The following is a 19,023-nucleotide window of genomic DNA, read 5'->3' as shown; positions in this document are numbered from 1 at the left end:
CGCGGCCCATCCAGCGAAGCGCAACCGCTGATCCAAGTACGATGGCCCTTCCGGGCCGTCGTCGGGACGCCACGCCACTCCGAATCCCCTTTAATCAATCTGGACGCATTCGCCCGTTCATCGGACTTCTTCTGCTGGTCCTCGTCAGTTGCACCGACGACGTCGCCTCCGCCGAACGCCCCATCGATTTCAACAAACAGATCCGCCCGATCCTGACGCGACATTGCACGTCCTGTCACGGCGGCGTGAAGCAAGCCGGCGGCCTGTCGTTCGTCTATGCCGAACAAGTATTGCCGCCGGACGGATGGGTGATCGAACCGGGGGATCCCGACGCATCGCTATTGATCGAACGCATCAAAAGCGACGATCCTGACGAGCGGATGCCGCCGGCCGATGAGCACCCCGATCCGCTGCCGGCAGAGGAGATCGAGTTGCTGGAAGAGTGGATCCGCCAGGGCGCTCCCTGGGGTGGGCTGTGGTCACTACAACCGCTGAAGTCGTCGATGCCCGGTCGTGCGGACGCAACCGGGGTCGATCACGACGCTTCGGATTGGGCACGGCAGCCGCTGGACCGGTTGGTGTTTCAGCGGCTGGCCGGAGAAGGACTCATGCCGTCCCGCGAAGCCGCTCCGGAGGAATGGTTGCGGCGTGTCTCGTTCGATTTGATCGGCTTGCCTCCGTCGATGCAGCGGGTCGAGAGGTTTACCCGAGCGCTGCGCCGCACCGGCTCCGCTGCCTCACGTGAAACCGTCTATCAACGCGAGGTCGACCGGCTGTTGGCCAGTGAACGATTCGGCGAACGATGGGCGTCGGTCTGGATGGACCTGGCCCGCTATGCCGATTCGAAAGGATTTGAAAAGGATCCGCACCGGGACATGTGGCCGTATCGCGATTGGTTGATTCGTGCCTTTAACGACGACATGCCGTACGACCAGTTCACGATCCGTCAATTGGCCGGCGACCTGTTGGAGGACCCGACGCCGGACGATTTGATTGCGACCGCGTTTCACCGCAACACCCAAACCAATACCGAAGGCGGGACGGACGATGAAGAGTTTCGTGTCGCGGCGCTGATCGACCGGATCAACACCACCTGGACCGTCTGGCAGGCGACAACGTTCGGATGCGTGCAGTGCCATTCGCACCCCTACGATGCGTTCAAGCACGAAGAGTATTACGCCTGCATGGCGATCTTGAACGACTCGCTGGATGCCGATCTGCCGTCGGACTATCCGACCCTGAAAATCCCCGGCGATCCTGAAAAGATCCCCGCGGCGGTCGACGCACAACGGGCCTACCAACAATTACGCATCGATCGCAATCAACTCGGCGGCGATCTGGCGACGCAGGTCTCCTGGAATCCGCTGGTTCCATCGAACGTTTCGAGCACCGAAGGCGAGTTGCGGATCGATGGCGACCACGTGCGGACCGCCGGGGGCACGTTCCCGCCGGGAGTTCGATACACGGTCCAGGCGAACGCACAGCCGTTGACGGCACTGCGAGTGGAGATCCTGCCCGAGTCGGATGACCCGGTCAATTGGCCGGAACAAGGTTCCGTGCTCAGCCAGTTCAAGCTGTCGCTGGTCAAGGCGGACGGCACCGCCGTGCCGGTCGAGATCGCCGACGCCTTTGCGGACGCCTTGACCGGGCCGGAAGATCCGCGGTCGAGTTTGGACAAGAATGCGGACGGCGTCGGCGGCTACCCGAAACTGCATCGCCCTCGCTGGGCCGTCTTTGTGCTGCGTGATCGTTTAGACGGCGACGACGTCGGCCCTGATGCCACGCTGCGATTGGAGATGCTGCAATCCAATAGCGTTGCCGGAAACTTGGCCACTCCGATTCGCCATTTCCGCTGGGACGTTTGCGACGATGACGCCTGGACCGAATTGATCGCCTCGGAGGAACTTGCCGAACTCGACCGCGCACTCGCGCCGGCCAAGAAGGCGGCCGGTCAGGTCCGTGGAGCGTCGTTGCCGGTGATGGAAGCCCGCCAAGCCGCCGTTTCCCGCGCGACGCGTCAGTTCATCCGCGGCAATTGGCTCGATCGCGGTGAAGAGATCCCACCGGGAATCCCCGCGGTCTTCGGGGTCGAACAACCCGTCCGCGACCGATTGGATTTCGCCCGCTGGCTGGTCTCGGACGACAACCCGCTGGCCGCACGTGTTTGGGCCAACCGCATTTGGGCAGAACTGTTCGGTATCGGGCTGGTCGAAACGCTGGAAGATTTCGGCTCCAGCGGGACACAGCCTTTCGATCGCGACTTGTTGGATCATCTGGCGCTGCGGATGCGGGAAGGACACCGGTGGCGGTTAAAACCATTGCTGCGAGAGATCGTGCTGTCGTCGGTGTACCGTCAAACCAGTGCTGCGCCGCAGTCTCTTCGCGAGCAAGACCCTCGCAACGTGCTGTTGGCGCGGGGGCCACGCACGCGATTGACGGCGGAGATGATTCGCGATCAGGCGCTCGCGGTTTCGGGGCTGTTGGAAGACCAGATCGGCGGCCCCTCCGTGATGCCGCCGCAACCCGACGGTGTGTGGCAAACGGTGTACAGCGGCGCCCAGTGGAAGACGCCCGAGGGTAGCGGCAAGTACCGACGCGGGTTGTACACGTATTGGCGGCGCACCAGTCCCTACCCCAGCTTCTTGATGTTCGATTCGCCCACCCGTGACCTCTGTTCGGCGCGACGGATCGCCACCAACACACCGCTGCAGGCGCTCGTCACGCTGAACGATCCCGTTTACGTCGAATGTGGACGGGCGTTGGCCGATCGGGCCGTCGACGCGGTCGGCTCCGATGACGCACCCGATGCCGGCGTTGCGATCGAGTGGATGTATTGGGCGGTCACTCAGCGGCCCCCCGGACAAGTCGAACTGGAAGAGTTGAAGCAGCTATATCACGATTTGCGGATCGAGTCGTCCGCAGCTCCCTCTGACGACACATTCACTGCCGAAGCGATCAACGCCGACGCACTCGCAATCGTCGCCAACACCATTTTGAATTTGGATCGAGCGGTAACGAAATGAAGAATCTTCATGACCATGTCCAAGAAGAGTACGCACGATTGCAGACTCGCAAACACTTCTTGAAAAACTGTTCGCTGGGACTGGCCGGCATCTGGTTGGGTGGTCGGTCGATCGCCGCCGACCTGTCGGACGCAGGGGCGGAGACGCAACCGGACTCGCACGATTCGCACGCGCTGCCGCACTTCGCGGCGCGGGCCAAGCGGGTCATCTTTTTGCACATGGCCGGTTCCCCCAGCCAACTGGAACTGTTCGATTACAAACCGGCGCTACAACAGCTTGATGGCCAGGATTGCCCGGCGAGTTTCTTGGAGGGCAAACGTTTCGCCTTCATCCAAGGCGTCCCCAAAATGCTGGGGCCGCAGTATCCGTTCCGGCAATGCGGCGACAGTGGTGCCTGGGTCAGCGACCGGATGCCGCATTTTCAATCGGTCGTCGACGAGGTCTGTTTCGTCAAATCGATGTACACCAGCCAGTTCAATCACGGACCGGCCCAGTTGCTGTTGCACACCGGGAATCAAAACTTGGGCAGTGCGTCCTTCGGCGCATGGACGATGTACGGCCTGGGCAGCGAAAGCGAGAACTTGCCCGGCTTCATCGTGCTGGTTTCAGGCGGAAAGACTCCGTCGGCCGGTAAAAGCGTTTGGGGGTCGGGCTTCTTGCCCTCGGTTTACCAGGGCGTGCAGTGTCGTTCCAAAGGCGATCCCGTTCTGTACCTGTCCAATCCCGAAAGCGTTTCGATGCAGCAGCGACGCCGCGCCTTGGACGCGATCAATCGGATCAACCAACAAACGTTCGAGGAAACCGGTGATCCGGAAGTCCTGACGCGGATCTCGCAGTACGAAATGGCGTTTCGGATGCAGACCCATGCGGCCGAAGCATTCGATTTGCGGCAGGAAAACAAAGCGACCCACGCGCTCTATGGCACCGAGCCGGGCAAGGAATCCTTTGGCAACAATTGTTTGCTGGCCCGCCGATTGGCCGAACGCGGCGTGCGATTCATCCAGCTGTTTCACTGGGGCTGGGATTCCCACGGGGCGGCCGAAAGCGAAGCCCTGAACGGCGGGTTCAAGACACGGTGCGAAGAAGTCGATCGGCCGATCGCGGCGCTGCTGAACGACTTGCGCCAGCGCGGATTGCTGGACGACACGCTGGTGGTCTGGGGCGGTGAATTCGGACGCACGCCGATGCGTGAAAACCGTGGCGGTCGGGAGATGAAGTTTGTCGGTCGCGATCACAACCCCGGCGCCTTCACGATGTGGATGGCCGGCGGGGGAATCAAGCCGGGAATCAGCTATGGAGAAACCGACGAGATCGGTTACGAAGCGATTGTCGACAAGGTTTCACCGCACGACCTGCACGCGACGCTGCAGCACTTGCTGGGGATCGATCACAAACGGCTGACCTACATGCACCAGGGGCTGCCGCAACGATTGTCCAACGTCACCCAGCCCTCGCGGGTGGTCAAAGAAATCATGGCATAGCCTATGATCCATCCAGCTTTTCAACCTTCTCGGAAATCTCCGACTCCAGCGCCTGCTTGGCTTCGAGGGCCTGCAGCAATTCACGCTGCTCGGCTTCGAATTCTTCCTGTTGTTCGACCGACAGGGCGTGTTCCTGGTCGCCTTTGAAACCGGCGCGCCGTTTGTCCAATCGTTCGACGTCATCCAGGTCGCCGTACAAGATCAGCACATCGCCGGGTTGGACCACGTCATCGCCCCGCGGGGTGCCTTGAAAGATGCCCCCTTCACGTCGGATGCTCAGCACCAGGATGCCTTCATCGGAAAGCCGCAGCGATGCCAGCGTTTTACCGGCCAACCAATCCCGAGGTTCGACCAGCATTTCGGTGATCGCATAGCCGCGTGAGAGCTCCAGCAAGCTGACGTAGTCTCGGACGTCCAGGTCGGTGAACGTTTTCAACAGCCAGGCGATGACGCGGTTCATGTGGCGTTCGACCCAGCGGCTGGAAAAGAACATCCACAGAAACGTGATCCCGCCGACCAGGATCGTGAACAACAGCACCTGGGTTTGCCACGCGGAATTGGACGTGCTCATCACCGACACCATCACGGTCGCGGCCACGGTGGCGATCCCCACGTTGCCCAACAGCATCAACAACATCACGATCTGGCGTCGCACCGGATGGGTGACGACCATTTCGGATTCCTGGGTGGTGAATCCGGATCCGGTGAACGCCGATCGGGCCTGGAATTTCGCCGCTTCGCGCGACAGCCCCGTGAACATCAATGCCATCGCGGCGACACGCGTGACGATCATCGACAGCGTGAGCGTCACCAAGAGTGAGATTACACCGATCAAAAGAAACCTCCGGCCGATCGGTCGGAAAACAAAAAACGCGACCCGCAAAGCCCAGATAATACTTTGCGGGTCGCTATGAAAAAGCGTGGTGGGGCCAAAATAATGCTTGCCTTGGCACGCGTAAGGGGCTGTCCGGCCGACCTAGCGCTCTGTCAACATCAGATTTTCGGGTTGCGTTTCTGTTTCCTCGGATGAGCAAACGGGTTGATCGGAGACCCAGACCGGGTCGACGGTCAATCACGAATTGCATTTTCTGTGCCAGAATAAACGGCAGCGAGCGGCAAGGGGCGGAATGGAATGTGGAATCAGACCGATGCGTGGTTCGACAGCTGCCCAGCCACCGACGCGATCGGCAGATCGGATCGACGGCGTTGGGAATGTGTGCGTCGATGCACGTTGATCATGTGCACCTGATCTCACGAACGATGAAGTCACTTCAAGCACCTGGCAGCTCACGATCGCCCAGTCATCTCCCGGTGCCCGGATGGAAAAGAAACAACTTCGCGTTGGAAACCTGTTTTCCAGTGTCCATTCACTGCCGGTCCGCACGCCCCGTCTACCGCCGCTGCGTTTTCGATTGGGCTGGACAGTCGCCGTCCTCTCCGAGGTCGCCGCGGGGCAAAGCTTAACTTTTTCACGCCCGCGCCGAGTTCGGAGAACACGGCGACCCTCCGAACACATCGTCGAGTACGCGAACCAAGCTGCGACGAAAGACTACGGCGCCGTCGCACTCGCCTCGGGCGGCTTCGGTTCGGGCAGTTTAACGTTCATCTTCAGCTGGACGACGCGAGGGTCGATGCGATAGGGAAACAGGTTTGCCGGCAGACGGATGTTCTGGGCGCTGAGCAGAAACTCGTGGTAACCGGCCTGGGCGTCGGCCAGATCCAGCGAGACTTTTAAGCTGGCCGGATCGAGGAAGCGAAAATCGCGATCCGACCCCGACAGGGTCACACGGCATTCGGTCGGCGCGGAGGTGTCGATCTCCAGTTGCTTTGCCACGTTACGATATTCCAGCGGCACGATGAAGGTGCGTTGGACGGTGTTGGGATCGTAGGCGAGCACGAACCAAGCGGCGATGGCCACGACGAAGGAGAGAAGTTTCAGGCCCGCGTGGTCGACCAGGATCTGCTTCCAAAGCGGTTGCCGCGAATCCGGCAGCACGGAGGCGAAGCTGTTTTCCAGAAACTGTTTCAAGTCCGCCGGGCCGGGGATTTCCGTCAGCGTGCCGGCTTGGGTGACACAGACGCTGCCGCGTTCCTCCGAGACCACGATGGTCACCGCATCGGAGCGTTCCGAAAGCCCCAACGCGGCGCTGTGCCGGGTGCCGCGTCCACCGATCTTGCCGGTGTGGGGAGAGATCGGCAGGTGGGCGGCATACTGTTCGATGCGGTCGCGATCGATCACGATCGCACCGTCGTGTCCCGGTGAACTGGAATCAAAGATGCTGTAGATCAACGGAATACTGAACCTGCCGCCCAGCGCGATGCCTCCGTTCAGCTGGCGCTCCAGCGACTCCTTTCGTTTCAGCACGATCAGCGCGCCGGTTTTCGTCGACGCCATGCGAAACACCACTTCGATCAAGTCATCGACCGGGATCGAGCGTCGACCGTCGTGTTCAAAATGCACCGACCGGAACGACGCCATCCGCTCGAGCAGCCGCCGCAGGTCCTCCTGGAACACCACCACCAGGATGAACAGCAGCACGGCGAAGGTGGTGTGAAAGGCCAACGAGGTCAGGTACATGTCCAGGCTGCGGGCCAAAAAATACACCCACGCCAACGCCGCCAATCCGACCAGGACGCCGCGCGAAGCCGTCTGCTGGAACCACAGCATCGACGCGTACAGAAACGCCGACACCAGCAGAATGTCGATCACGTCGACAACGCGGAATGATTGCCGCAGTTCGTCGATGGTCAAAAGAATCGATTCCAACATGATCCACCCAAGGGGGCTGTTTTCCTTCCCCGTCCGCATGCGGGATGCGATTTGCCTAACCGGACCGGGCACGAGGGAAGATCGGGCGAACTTTGCCGATTCAGGATTCCCAACCTTTATACCGGTCTCGGCCAGAGATACGATAGCACTCTGGCGCGACGGGGCATTTCCGGCGCGGGCTAACATGGCAGCTGGGATTTGGCGACCGGGTTTATCGGAGACTGAGTTTGTTGAAGATTGGGGCCGAGCGGGTAACAAAAGCGACCGAGTGATGAAGGCAACGCAATTGAATGCGAAATCCGTCTCCGCCAAGCTGCTGGAGCGTCTGAGTGAGCACGACGAGGTTGTGATCGTGATGCACGACAACCCCGACCCGGACGCGATCGCGACCGGTTGGGGGTTGAAGGTGTTGGTCGACGAAACCATCGGGCTGCCGACGCGGGTGATCGGGGGCGGGGCGATCGTGCGGGCCGAAAACCGGCACATGGTGAACCTGCTCGACCCGCCGATCGAACTGGTCGACGACTTCGATTTCGATGACCGCGCCGCGGCGATCCTGGTGGATTGCAGCATCGGAGCGTCGAACCACGTCTTGACCCGTCAGCGCATCCAGCCGTTTGCGATCATTGACCATCACATCGCCGATGTGCGAAATACCAAGGCACCCTTTGTCGATATCCGCGTCGAGGTCGCCGCGTCGGCATCGATCATCGCCAGTTATCTTCGCGAGCAACACATCCCTCCGGGAGCCAAACTGGCGACCGCCATGCTGTATGCGATCCGTACCGAGACGTGTGCCTATGAATCGCATTATTCGGCGCTGGATCGAATGATCCTGCCCTGGTTGATGGAGTACGCCGAACCGGAACTGTTGGCGGAGATTCATAACGCACCGTTGCAGCGATCTTATTACGGGGATCTGCTGCTGGCGTTGCAAAACACATTTCTTTATGACGACGTGGCGCTGTGTTTCCTGCCCCGCGCCGACGGCGTGGAAATCGTCGGCGAAATCGCGGATTTGCTCGTCCGCTGTGAATCGGTCGGACGCGTGATGTGCGGTGCCGTGATCGGTAACGACTTGTTGGTGTCGGCGCGGACACAGTTCCCCAAAGACAACGCGGCGGACATGATTCAGGCGACGCTGAAGGGGCTGGGAGGGTCCGGCGGCCACGCCCACCGGGCCGGCGGAAAAATCCCCAACGTCGGCGAGAGTGCCAGCGCGGTCGAAAAGGTCTCCAACCTGCTCCGCGATCGCTGGCTGGACGTCTGCGGCGTCGAACGAAAACGGGGGACACGCTTGATTGCCAAACGCGAAATCGTTCAAAATCTGGATCTGTAACTGGTATGGAGCTACTGGCTGACCAGGAGGTTCGGCCTCGATGGTCACAGGTAGGTCCCCATCCCAGGGGCGTGCCAAGCTCGTCTTGGCACGCCTACTTTTTCTAATCCGGTAGCGGAACTCGTCAACGGCTTGTTGATTTAATCAGCCGTTTGGCGCGAGCCTACGGGCGCCAGTGCGTATTCTTGGTGTTGGAGGCCCGTATTCTTGGTGTTGGAGGCCCGTATTCTTGGTGTTGGAGGCCCGTACGCTCGCGCGAAACGGCTGATCCCACGTGCGGTCGGAATAGATCAACTAGCCGTCAACCCCTTGTTGATTTACTAGCCCGCAGCGCTAGCAAGGGTCGCTACGGGTTTACTCGCTTGCGCGTCGTGCTTGTACAAGAAGATCAGCTGACGTCAATCCGCAGGTGATTGATGCGACTGCGGAGCGTCGGGCGGCTGATGCCCAGGCGATTGCTGGCCTCGCTGATGTTGTTGCCGGTCGACTTCATCACCTCGCTGATCAGGATCCGATCGACCTCGTCGTGGATGTCATTGCCGATCGTGAACGAGCCCTCGCCCAGACGTCTGCGGATCTCGTCGACCAACCCGCCCTGCCAGTCGTGCGAGGATGATGGAGTGATCGTAGCCTTCGCGGCCGGAGGCACCGGGGCCGCGAATCCGCTGGGCAAGAAGGAAGGCAGAATCACCGGCCCGCTGGCTTTGAGCAGCGTCTGCTTGATGATCCCTTGCAACTCGCGAACGTTGCCGGGCCAATCGTGATCGATCAGACGTTGCATCGTTTCGGGCGCGATCGATACAAAGTCTTTCTTCAGCTGCCGCGCGAACAATCGAAAGAAGTGCTCGGCCATCTTGGGCAGGTCCTGGCCGCGCTCGCGCAATGGGGGCAATGAGATCGTGAATTCGTTCAAACGATAGAACAAGTCGCTGCGAAACGACCCGTCGGCCATCGCGGAGTCGAGATCGCGGTTGGTGGCCGCGATGATCCGCACGTCGGTTTTGATCGTCTTGCTGCCGCCGACGCGTTCGAATTCCTTTTCCTGCAGAACGCGCAGCAGCTTGGTCTGCATCACGGGCGTCATGTCGCCGATTTCATCCAAGAACAGCGTCCCGCCGTTGCAGATTTCGAACTTCCCGATCCGCCGCTGGTCCGCTCCGGTGAACGAACCTTTTTCGTGGCCGAACAATTCGCTTTCCAACAGGGCCTCGGGAATCGCCGCACAGTTGATCGCGTGAAACACGTGATCGTGTCGTGAGCTGTGTTGATACAGGGCGCGGGCGACGACTTCTTTGCCCGTCCCAGTTTCCCCCAGAATCAAGACGGCGGTATCACGCGATGCGACGCGGCCGATCGACCGGAACACCTCGACCATCGCGGGACACTCGCCGAGCATTCGGTCACTCGGTTTTTCCGCCGACGTGTGCTCTCGTTCCGACGGCAAGATCGCGGGTTTGCGTGCCATGCGACTCGTTTCCAGCGCCGCATCGATGACGGGCAGAATCTCATCGGGCTCGAACGGCTTGGTGATGTAGTCGAACGCACCGCCGCTCATCGCCGCGATCGCGGTTTCCGACGTGCCGTGGCCGGTCATCAAGATCACCGGCACACGGCGATCCTGCTCGCGAAGCTCGTGAATCAATGCCAACCCGGATTGGTCGGGCAACTGAATGTCCAACAACACCGCATCGGGTTGCTCGCGACGAAAGGCGGTCAAGGCTTGCTCGGCCGATCCCGCGACCAAGACGTGATAGTCCGGTTCAGGCAGGCACAATCGCATGCACTGCAAGATCAAAGGGTCGTCGTCGATGACCAGCAGGGTTTGGGAATTTGTCATGACATCGTTGTCAGCGTGGTTGGCTGGGGGCATTCAGTATGGCATACGTTTCAGGACGCTTGGACCGGAAGGATCACCGACACCGTTGTCCCTTTGCCGACGGTCGACTGCAATCCGATCGCACCGTTGTGGCTTTTGACTATCCCGATCGACGTGCTGAGCCCGAGTCCGGTGCCCTGGCCGCGGGGTTTGGTGGAAAAGAACGGGTCAAAGATCCGGTCCCGGATGGCAACCGGGATGCCCGTCCCGGTATCCGAAACACTGATCACAACATAGTCGCCCGGTTGCAACGTGGTGTAGGAAAAGGAGCGTTCGGTGACCAACGTCATCAGCGAGGCTTCGATTCCCAGCGTGCCCGATTCGGCCATCGCGTCGCGCGCGTTGATGGCCAGATTCATCACGACCTGACTGATCTCCGTTTCGTCACCGCTGATGTCGGGCAAGTCGGGTTCGATATTCAACCGCAGCTGAATCCCGGCGGGAAGTGTGCGTTCGATGATCGCTACGATTTCCGGTAAAAATGCCTGCAAGCGGATCGGTTGCCGGACGCCGTCTCCGCCGCGGGCAAAGGTCAACAATTGTGCGATCAGGTCGGCGCCGCGTGAGGCACCGACGACGATGGTTTCGACCAGCGCCGAGCGATCGATGTTGGGATTATCCCGCTGCAACATCTTTCCGCTCATCAGAATCGGGGTCAGCAGGTTGTTCAGGTCGTGCGCGATCCCGCCGGCCAGGGCACCGAGCGATTCCAGACGCTGTCGCCTTCGTTCGACCTGTTGAAGTTTGGTGCGGGCGACCAGATCGAGGTCGAAAATGACGTCGCCGATCGATTCCCCCTCGTCGAACAGCCGCGTGCGACGGCGCTCAATGCGAAGCCGCGTGCCGTCCTTGGCCGTCGCGTGAAGCTCGCCCGACCAGCGTGGGGCGTTTTCGTAGTCATTGCTGTGCACGTTACCGGATTCATCTTTCGGCGGGACGATTCGCAATAAATCACCGGCGGTGTGTCCGATCGCTTCGCCCGCGGAGTATCCAAACAACTGCTGTGCGCCGCGGTTCCAATAGACGATCCGCCCGGAGGCATCGAGCACGTGGATCGGGTCGGGGATCTCGGCCAACAAGGCTTCATGCTGTTTCATCCGCAATCGCGAAGCGTGATGATCGGAGACGTCGCGCACGGAGATGGCCAGCCGGTCGATTCCGAAGTCGGTCCGGGGTTTGACGGACAATTCCGCCAGCAGCGTGTCGCCGTCGCTGCGTTTGACCTTCACCCGCCGCAACAGCAAGGGGTGTTGGTTTTCGTCATCCAGGCGGTTGGCAAGCCATTCATCGATCACGGTCGTTTCGAAAAATCGTGTCAGCACCTGGCCGGGCAACCCATCGACGGGCATCCGCAACATTTCCGCCATCGCCACATTGGCGACCTCGATCCGACCGACTTCATCGGTCACAATGATCCCGTCGCCGCTGCTTTGGAACAACAGTTCAAAGCGACCGTCGGCCTGGGCGGTCTTGCTGTCGGCGACCAGACGACGATGGCGTTCCGAGCGACGTGCGGTGTACAACAATGCCAGTGCGGCGAGCATGACCGTGTGCCCGCCCACCAAGCTGGAAAGCGCATCGTTGCGTTTTGAATCCAAGCTGCGGCGCAGATCGACGACTTGGTGGTGAAGCGATTCTTCCAGCGACTCCACTTGCGAACGCAGCGATTTGGACTCGCCACGCAGTTGCGTCAATTGCGCGTCACTGATGGAATCGCCGCCGACGTTGGCCGACCGCAGCAATTCCAGAAAGTCACCGATCCGGTCCTGCAACCGCCCCAACCAACTGCGGTCACCGGAGGGATCGTTCAGGGCCGCGGCGGGTCGGTCCGCCGTCTGCAGCTCGGCGACCAACTGGTCGCATCGGGCGATCGCCTCGGCCAGTTCCATCCGATCTTGATCGTCGCCACCCATCTTGATGACGCGGACGCGCGACGTGGCGGCGGCCAAATTGGCCCGCAGCGAGCCGAGTTGTTGCAGACGGACCTCGGCCATCGAGATCTGCCCGTTCGCCGCCGGCAGGTCGCCGATCGCCCGGTACGCCACGACGAACGAACCGAGGGTCAACACGACGGTGGCGATGCACACCAACGGGAACGCGTTTCGGCGTATCAATGCTTTCACGGACCAGCAATCAGGACAAAGGAATTCGGTTGGCAGACGCCGCCCGGAAATTTAAGGTGGCCCGCTCGGCCATTTAAGGTGGCCTGCCCGGCCAACGGAGGCGGCCCCTTCTGGAAAAAAATTTGACATCCGACGGGTACACCATTTGCGTCACCGGGTTGCTTCATGCAAAGGGCAAACCGCAGCCCCGCGACGGCAACGCGGGTCATCGTCTAACTTAGCCGAACAGGACTACTCCCATCATCCGTTGCTTACCTTTTTCGCGAACCACCTCCATGTTTGACCAACTCAGTGAAATGGTACGGCTTGCTCAGCAGTCCTGGGTGGGTTGCTGCTGGGAAACCGAATTCGGTTCGCGGCGGTTGAACTTACGTGGGCTGCAGGCACGTCAGGCGGTGGTGGCGGCCAAGGCGACCCGCGGTGACGAATCCCAGTGCTGGTATCAGGCGGCCCAGTGGCTGGCGGGGGTCGAACACGACGCCAAGACGGCGGCCGAGCACGCACAGCAAGCCTTGAACGCTGTTGCTTCGGGGGACCTCGCCGTCGCCATCAAACTGTTTGACCAGGCCAGCGTCCTGGCAGCCAAGTACCCCGTCTCGGTCGGCTACGTCGCCTGTCGCTCCCTTTGCGAAGACCTGTCCTGCAGCGACCCCGCGACCGCGTGACGGCCGGTAAACGCGTGACGATCCGTGTTTGCCGCCAGCCTACCAGCATTTCATCATTCTGCCCCGAATCATTCTGCCATCCCTCTCGCGATTCCAACCGACGCGACAAGACGTCTTGGCCGGGTAGAGAGGTAGGAAGATTTTGGAGGTAAAAAGATCGGCTACATCGAGCGGGGGCACTACTTCCGCATCACCTCATACAGATCCGTGCGGCGATCTTTCCAATTGGTCACGCTGCCGCGTTCGCGGTGCCGACGAAGCAGTTCCAGGTCGACGTCGTGGATGATCACGGTTTCGATGTTCGGACTTGCTTCGGCGCCGATGCCGTCGCGGGCAAAGGTCACATCACAGGGTGTCAGGATCGCCGTTTGCGCGTAGTGCACGTCGGCGTTTTCGACGAAGGGCAAATTCCCGGTGCAACCGGCGATCGCAACATAAACGTCGTTTTCGATGCAGCGTGCTTGGGCACAGGCGCGGACGCGGAGATAGCCGTGACGGCTTTCGGTATTGTAGGGGACAAAAATGATGTCGGCCCCCAAGCCGGCCGCCAAGCGACCGAGTTCCGGGAACTCACAGTCGTAACAGACTTGGATCGATACCTTGCCGCAATCGGTGTCAAACGCCTCCAGCGACGGCCCCCCTTCGACCCCCCACCAGCTTCGTTCGCTGGGCGTGATGTGCAACTTGTATTGCTTGTCGATGCGGCCGTCACGATGAAACAAGAACGCAACGTTGTACAGTCGATCGTCTTCGACAATGAAGTGTGAACCGGCGATGATGTTGGTGTCGAACTTCATCGCCAAATCGGCAAACACCTCCAACAACCTCGGCGTGAATTCGGCCAACTTCCGCGCCGCCTGCCCCGGACGCAGCGACGGGATGATCGAAAGCAATTGGGTGGTGATCAGTTCCGGGAACAACAGGAAATCACAGCGATAGTCACCGGCGACATCGACAAAGTAAGTGATCTGGCGGGCGAATTCGTCGAAATCCGCCACCGCGCGCATCTGGTATTGAACCGCACCGATGCGGACCGGCCGAACGGTGCGTCGATGCCGCCGCTTGCCGGCCGACGAATACTCCAGATTGCGCCAAATCAAAAACGTCGCGTAGCCGCAGCTTTCGGTGTCCGATGGCAGGTAGTCCTTCAACAGGCCTTCCAGGGCAAACCCGTTGGCGACCTGGGCCGACAGGACGGGATCGAAAATCGACTTGTTGATGACGCGATCGACGTACTCCGACGCCTTCAATTGGTCGGCATGCTTGTGATAGCCGGGAATGCGTCCGCCGACGATCATTTGCTCCACGTTTCGGCTGCGGCAAAGCTCTTTGCGGGCATCGTACAGCCGACGCGATAGCCGCATGCCGCGGAAATCCGGGTCGACCATGATTTCGATGCCGTACAACGTGTCACCACCGGGGCGGTGATTGCGAATGTATCCCCCGTCGGCCGTCTTTTTCCAGTCGCACCATTCCAGGTCGTCGTCATAGTCCAGCAGCAAACTGCTGCTGCTGGCGACCACGCGGCCATCGCATTCAACGACCAACTGGCCTTCGGGAAAATGTGTCAGTTGACTTTGGATCTGGTCGCGGCCCCACGGTTCCATGCCCGGAAAACATCGCAACTGCATCGCGACCAGCGCGTCGTAGTCCTCCATTCGCAACGGGCGGACGATCAGCTTGCGTTCGAATTCGGACACATCAAAGTCCGGTTCGGACCGGACATGCGACGTGCTCAGTAGGGCATGATCGGGATGGCGATTGGCGGGAGTCGTAGGTTGATTCATGAAAACTCGATTGCACAAATAAAGAGAACCGTCGGCGGAAAGCGTCGGACGGATCGACCGGTTCAGTCTTGCCGCTTTGGGCCGTTTTGACAGCCGTACGATCTGGAAATTATTTTACCACGCAAACTCGAGGAAACGGCAACCGTCCGTCCCCACATGCCGAACGCCGATTTGAAGCGCCCGGCGAAATCGTTGGCAAAGTCTTTCGCAAAGTTTGGAAAGAAGTTTTCCATTCAGGTTGGCGAATTCGGCGTTGCGATCTTCAGCTGGCGAAGACGACTTCGCAGCGTCGGTCGGCTGATGCCCAGCCGATGGCTGGCCTGGCTGATGTTTCCGCCGGTCGCCTCCAGCGTCGTTCGCAACAAGACCTCGTCGACTCGATCAGAGATTTCCTCACGAATTGACGAGTTTTTTTGAGTGATCAACCTCAGAATCTCCCGTTGCAACCCCAGCTGCCAATCCGTCCAACCGGGGGGCGCAAGGGGCGTCGGTTCCTGTGGCAAGGCAACCGTGTGACGCACGGTTGTCGATCGAGTGTGTTCGCGGTGGTCCATGAAACGTTCGCCTCATCAACTCTTGTGCCGTTTTCGCGTCCCATGTTCCTGCGGCGGCGATTCCTGGTTCCTTGTGCGGTATGATGGTGTGGCAGTTGACTTGGGGTTGTTCCTGGTAGCGGAGGCGAGCAGTGTTTCTCCGCGGAACGTGAAGTCCCGATTCGGAATCGCAATGGAGGATTGGTGTGCATCAGGTTGTGGGTATCGGTGAGATTCTGTGGGATGTTTTTCCGGACGGACCCCGGTTCGGGGGTGCCCCGGCCAATTTTTCCTGCAGCACGTCGGAGCTGTCCCGTGGTGCGAACCGCACCCCGAGGGCCCGCGCGGTGATGGTCAGCGCGGTCGGCGACGACGAACTGGGACGAAAGGCGATCGAATCACTGAAACAACGTGGCGTCGACACGTCGGTCTTGCAAATCAATCAACACGGCACGGGTAAGGTGGATGTCCAATTGGATGACGCCGGGGTGGCGAGTTATCAGTTTGCCGAGGACTCTGCATGGGACCATCTCCAATGGAACGACGAACTGAGCGGCGTCGCGGCGGCATGCGATGCGGTCTGCTTCGGCACGCTCGGCCAGCGCTGTGAAGTCGCGCGCCAAACCATCCGACGATTTGTCGAATCGACGCCCGTATCGGCGTTGCGGATATTGGACGTCAATTTGCGTGCCCCCTATGATGACGATTCGATCATCCGGCAGTCGCTTGCCCTGGCCAACGTCCTCAAGCTTAACGACGACGAACTGCCACGACTGGCCCGCCTGGACGGCTTGACCGGCAGCGACGTGGACGTGATGCGGCGTTTGGCCGAGCGACATCAACTTCGTTACGTCGCGCTGACGCGTGGCGCCGGCGGCGCCGTGCTCGTTTCCGCCGATGCCGTCAGCGAACTCCCGGGGATTCCCACCGAGGTGGCCGACACCGTCGGCGCGGGCGATGCCTTCACCGCTGCGATCACGCTGGGTTTGCTGGCCGGGCAAAGCATCGACATCGTCAACCGCAACGCGATCGCCGTCGCTTCCTATGTCTGTTCCCAACCCGGCGCGACGATGACCTTTCCGGATCATTTGATGAAGCCGTGAGCCCGTCCGCTCCAGGTCTGTCGACGCCCCCGCCAAAGTGAGAGTTTGAACGATGCGGTATTGGATCCACCTTTGCTTGGTGATCGGGACGACCGTCTGTTTGATGCAGTCGGCTGACGCCGATGACGTGTTGATCGACGATTTTGAATCCGGAACCTATGACGGATGGTCGATCACCGGCGAAGCCTTTGGCCAGCACCCGGCACAAGGGGGGCTGGCGGACCAAATGGCGGTGTCGGGATTCCGCGGCGAGCGCCTGGTCAACACGTTTCACCGCGGGGATGCCACGGTCGGGACGGCGACCAGTCCACCATTCACGATCGAACGCAGCCATCTGGCGTTCTTGATCGGCGGCGGATCCGACCAGGCAACCGTCGGGATCGAATTACTGGTCGACGGCAAATCCGTCCTCACCGCGACCGGGGCCGAGTCGGAGGAATTGGAATGGCGCTGCTGGGACGTAAGCCAGTTTCGTGACCAACGGGCTCGGCTGAGAATCTATGACAACGCGACCGGCGGTTGGGGGCACCTGCTGGTCGATCACCTGATCCTGACCAACGATCCGCCGCAGCGATTCGACCTGCAGCACCAGCTTGAACGCTACCGCAACACCGCTGGCTACCTGCGCGAGCCGTGGCGGCCACAATTCCATTTCAGCCCGGAAATCCACTGGATGAACGACCCCAACGGGCTGGTGTTTCATGACGGCGAATACCACCTGTTCTACCAGTACAATCCCGCGGGCAACACTTGGGGGCACATGAGTTGGGGGCACGCGGTCAGTCGGGACCTGACCCACTGGGAACACCTGCCGCTGGCGATCGCCGAAGCAGACGGCGTGATGGCGTTCAGCGGTTGTTGCGTCGTTGACCACAACAACACCTCGGGATTCGGCCTGGGCGAAACGCCCCCGATGGTCGCGGTTTACACCGGGCACGGGCACGGTCGCCAAGTCCAGAACCTGGCCTACAGCAACGACAACGGTAGGACATGGACCAAGTATGCCGGCAACCCGGTGTTGGACATCAACAACCCCGACTTTCGCGATCCCAAAGTGTTTTGGCACACGCCGACCGATCGCTGGGTGATGGTGGTTTCGCTCGCCAGGGAAAAGGTCGTGGTGTTTTACGCGTCCGAAGACCTGAAACATTGGAGCGAGCTGAGTCGGTTCGGCCCGGCCGGGGCGACGCAAAAGTCGAACTGGGAATGTCCCGATTTGTTCGAGTTACCGATCGAGGGTGATGGCGGAAAGAAACGCTGGGTGTTGGAAGTCGACATGGGCAGCGGCAGCGTGGCCGGCGGCAGCGGCGGCGAGTACTTCGTCGGCGATTTCGACGGCACCCGATTCACGGCGACTCAGGATGCCAAGTGGGTCGATTTTGGCCGCGACTTCTACGCCCCGGTCAGCTGGTCGGACATCCCGGATTCCGACGGCCGTCGCATCTGGATCGGTTGGTTCAATAATTGGGAAACCTGCCTGTTGCCGACATCACCGTGGCGCAGTTGCATGTCGGTTCCTCGGGTGTTGAGCCTGCGAAAGACAACCGACCCGGCGGATCCAGACGGTGACTTGGTCATGGTTCAGCGACCGGTCGAGGAATTGCAGCGGCTGCGTGTCCAGTCACGCCCGATCGATACCACCGCGGCGACCTGGCCCCCGACTGCGGTCACCGAGCCGGGAGAGTTAACGGACATGGCGTTCGAGTTGGAGACGACATTGAAGCCCGGCACCGCGCGTTCGGTCGGCTTCCGCATTCGCACCGGCAGCGACGAGTTCACCGAAGTCGGCTACGATCGCGAGCCGGGCGTGGTCTATGTGGACCGGCGAAAATCCGGCAACGTCGCCTTCCACCAAGCATTCGCGGGACGTCATGAAGCACCGGTGCGGGTGGTCGATGGCGCTGTGACGATTCAGGTCTTGGTCGATCGGTCTGCGATCGAAGTCTTCATCAACGATGGCGAAGCGGTGATCAGTGATCGCATCTTTCCAACCAGCCGACGTCCGACGATTGAGGTGTTTGCGGGCGATCGCTCCGCCGAGGTCACCGGCACAACGTTGCACGTTCTGAAAAGCATCTGGCACGCGGGTTCGTCAGCGGCCCCCGTTTCCGCGGGACCCTAAGTTGAAAAGTTGACGCGGCAAAAGTATTCCGCCGCAGCTTGATTTTCGGGTTGTGGACGAGGCGACGAGTCCATTCGGATTGCGCACGGCGAGGCCCCCTCGCGTCGTCCACTACCATTGACCCGAATCTTAAGGCGAGACGGAATACGAGGGCGAAATCGCACTGGTTTTCCACGCTCGCATCGAGCGTAGCTACGTCAA

Annotated in this window: 12 protein-coding genes; 6 read left to right on the top strand and 6 right to left on the bottom strand. The window is 60.5% G+C overall.

The window, feature by feature from the left end; all coding sequences use genetic code 11:
• Window positions 1-41: 41 nt before the first annotated feature.
• Together Mal15_RS21465 and Mal15_RS21460 are read left to right on the top strand one after the other, a co-directional pair.
• Window positions 42-3,023 (top strand): PSD1 and planctomycete cytochrome C domain-containing protein, encoded by a 2,982-nt coding sequence (locus Mal15_RS21465; RefSeq protein ID WP_233902939.1) that lies wholly within the window; start codon window positions 42-44, stop codon window positions 3,021-3,023.
• Window positions 3,020-4,504, top strand: a complete 1,485-nt coding sequence (locus tag Mal15_RS21460; protein WP_147869646.1) for a DUF1501 domain-containing protein — start codon at window positions 3,020-3,022, stop codon at window positions 4,502-4,504. The genes Mal15_RS21465 and Mal15_RS21460 overlap by 4 nt, the downstream gene beginning before the upstream one ends.
• A gap of 1 nt (window position 4,505) precedes the next feature.
• On the opposite strand, the gene Mal15_RS21455 is transcribed toward Mal15_RS21460, so the two are convergent.
• Both Mal15_RS21455 and Mal15_RS21450 read right to left on the bottom strand, forming a co-directional pair.
• Window positions 4,506-5,339: a potassium channel family protein gene (locus Mal15_RS21455; RefSeq protein WP_147869645.1), complete on the bottom strand. Its 834-nt coding sequence runs from the start codon at window positions 5,337-5,339 to the stop codon at window positions 4,506-4,508.
• Window positions 5,340-6,053: 714 nt separating this feature from the next.
• A complete protein-coding gene (locus tag Mal15_RS21450; RefSeq protein WP_167546963.1) occupies window positions 6,054-7,271 on the bottom strand; it encodes a diadenylate cyclase in 1,218 nt (405 codons plus the stop codon).
• 274 nt (window positions 7,272-7,545) lie between these two features.
• Between Mal15_RS21450 and Mal15_RS21445 the strand changes: the two genes are divergently transcribed.
• A complete protein-coding gene (locus Mal15_RS21445; protein ID WP_167546962.1) occupies window positions 7,546-8,613 on the top strand; it encodes a DHH family phosphoesterase in 1,068 nt (355 codons plus the stop codon).
• Window positions 8,614-9,001: 388 nt separating this feature from the next.
• Here the strand turns inward: Mal15_RS21445 and Mal15_RS21440 are convergent, their stop codons facing one another.
• Together Mal15_RS21440 and Mal15_RS21435 are read right to left on the bottom strand one after the other, a co-directional pair.
• Window positions 9,002-10,450 (bottom strand): sigma-54-dependent transcriptional regulator, encoded by a 1,449-nt coding sequence (locus tag Mal15_RS21440; RefSeq protein WP_147869643.1) that lies wholly within the window; start codon window positions 10,448-10,450, stop codon window positions 9,002-9,004.
• Window positions 10,451-10,500: 50 nt separating this feature from the next.
• On the bottom strand, window positions 10,501-12,612 hold the full coding sequence (locus tag Mal15_RS21435; protein WP_147869642.1) for a PAS domain S-box protein: 2,112 nt from the start codon (window positions 12,610-12,612) through the stop codon (window positions 10,501-10,503).
• A gap of 275 nt (window positions 12,613-12,887) precedes the next feature.
• On the opposite strand from Mal15_RS21435, the gene Mal15_RS21430 reads away from it, so the two are divergent.
• Complete coding sequence (locus Mal15_RS21430; RefSeq protein ID WP_147869641.1) at window positions 12,888-13,277, top strand: hypothetical protein; 390 nt, start codon at window positions 12,888-12,890, stop codon at window positions 13,275-13,277.
• Between the two features lie 179 nt (window positions 13,278-13,456).
• Here the strand turns inward: Mal15_RS21430 and Mal15_RS21425 are convergent, their stop codons facing one another.
• Both Mal15_RS21425 and Mal15_RS21420 read right to left on the bottom strand, forming a co-directional pair.
• Window positions 13,457-14,935, bottom strand: a complete 1,479-nt coding sequence (locus tag Mal15_RS21425; protein WP_233903567.1) for a carbon-nitrogen hydrolase family protein — start codon at window positions 14,933-14,935, stop codon at window positions 13,457-13,459.
• Window positions 14,936-15,297: 362 nt separating this feature from the next.
• Window positions 15,298-15,585: a helix-turn-helix domain-containing protein gene (locus tag Mal15_RS21420; protein ID WP_167546961.1), complete on the bottom strand. Its 288-nt coding sequence runs from the start codon at window positions 15,583-15,585 to the stop codon at window positions 15,298-15,300.
• A gap of 218 nt (window positions 15,586-15,803) precedes the next feature.
• Here Mal15_RS21420 and Mal15_RS21415 point away from each other — a divergent pair, with 218 nt between their 5' ends.
• Together Mal15_RS21415 and Mal15_RS21410 are read left to right on the top strand one after the other, a co-directional pair.
• Window positions 15,804-16,700: a carbohydrate kinase family protein gene (locus Mal15_RS21415; RefSeq protein WP_167546960.1), complete on the top strand. Its 897-nt coding sequence runs from the start codon at window positions 15,804-15,806 to the stop codon at window positions 16,698-16,700.
• A 52-nt stretch (window positions 16,701-16,752) separates the two neighbouring features.
• Window positions 16,753-18,822, top strand: a complete 2,070-nt coding sequence (locus Mal15_RS21410; RefSeq protein ID WP_147869637.1) for a glycoside hydrolase family 32 protein — start codon at window positions 16,753-16,755, stop codon at window positions 18,820-18,822.
• The last annotated feature ends 201 nt before the right edge of the window (window positions 18,823-19,023 follow it).

The organism is Stieleria maiorica, from assembly GCF_008035925.1.
GTDB lineage: Bacteria > Planctomycetota > Planctomycetia > Pirellulales > Pirellulaceae > Stieleria > Stieleria maiorica.
Note: the sequence above shows the minus strand (reverse complement) of the source record. Positions and strands in the feature narration are given on the sequence as shown.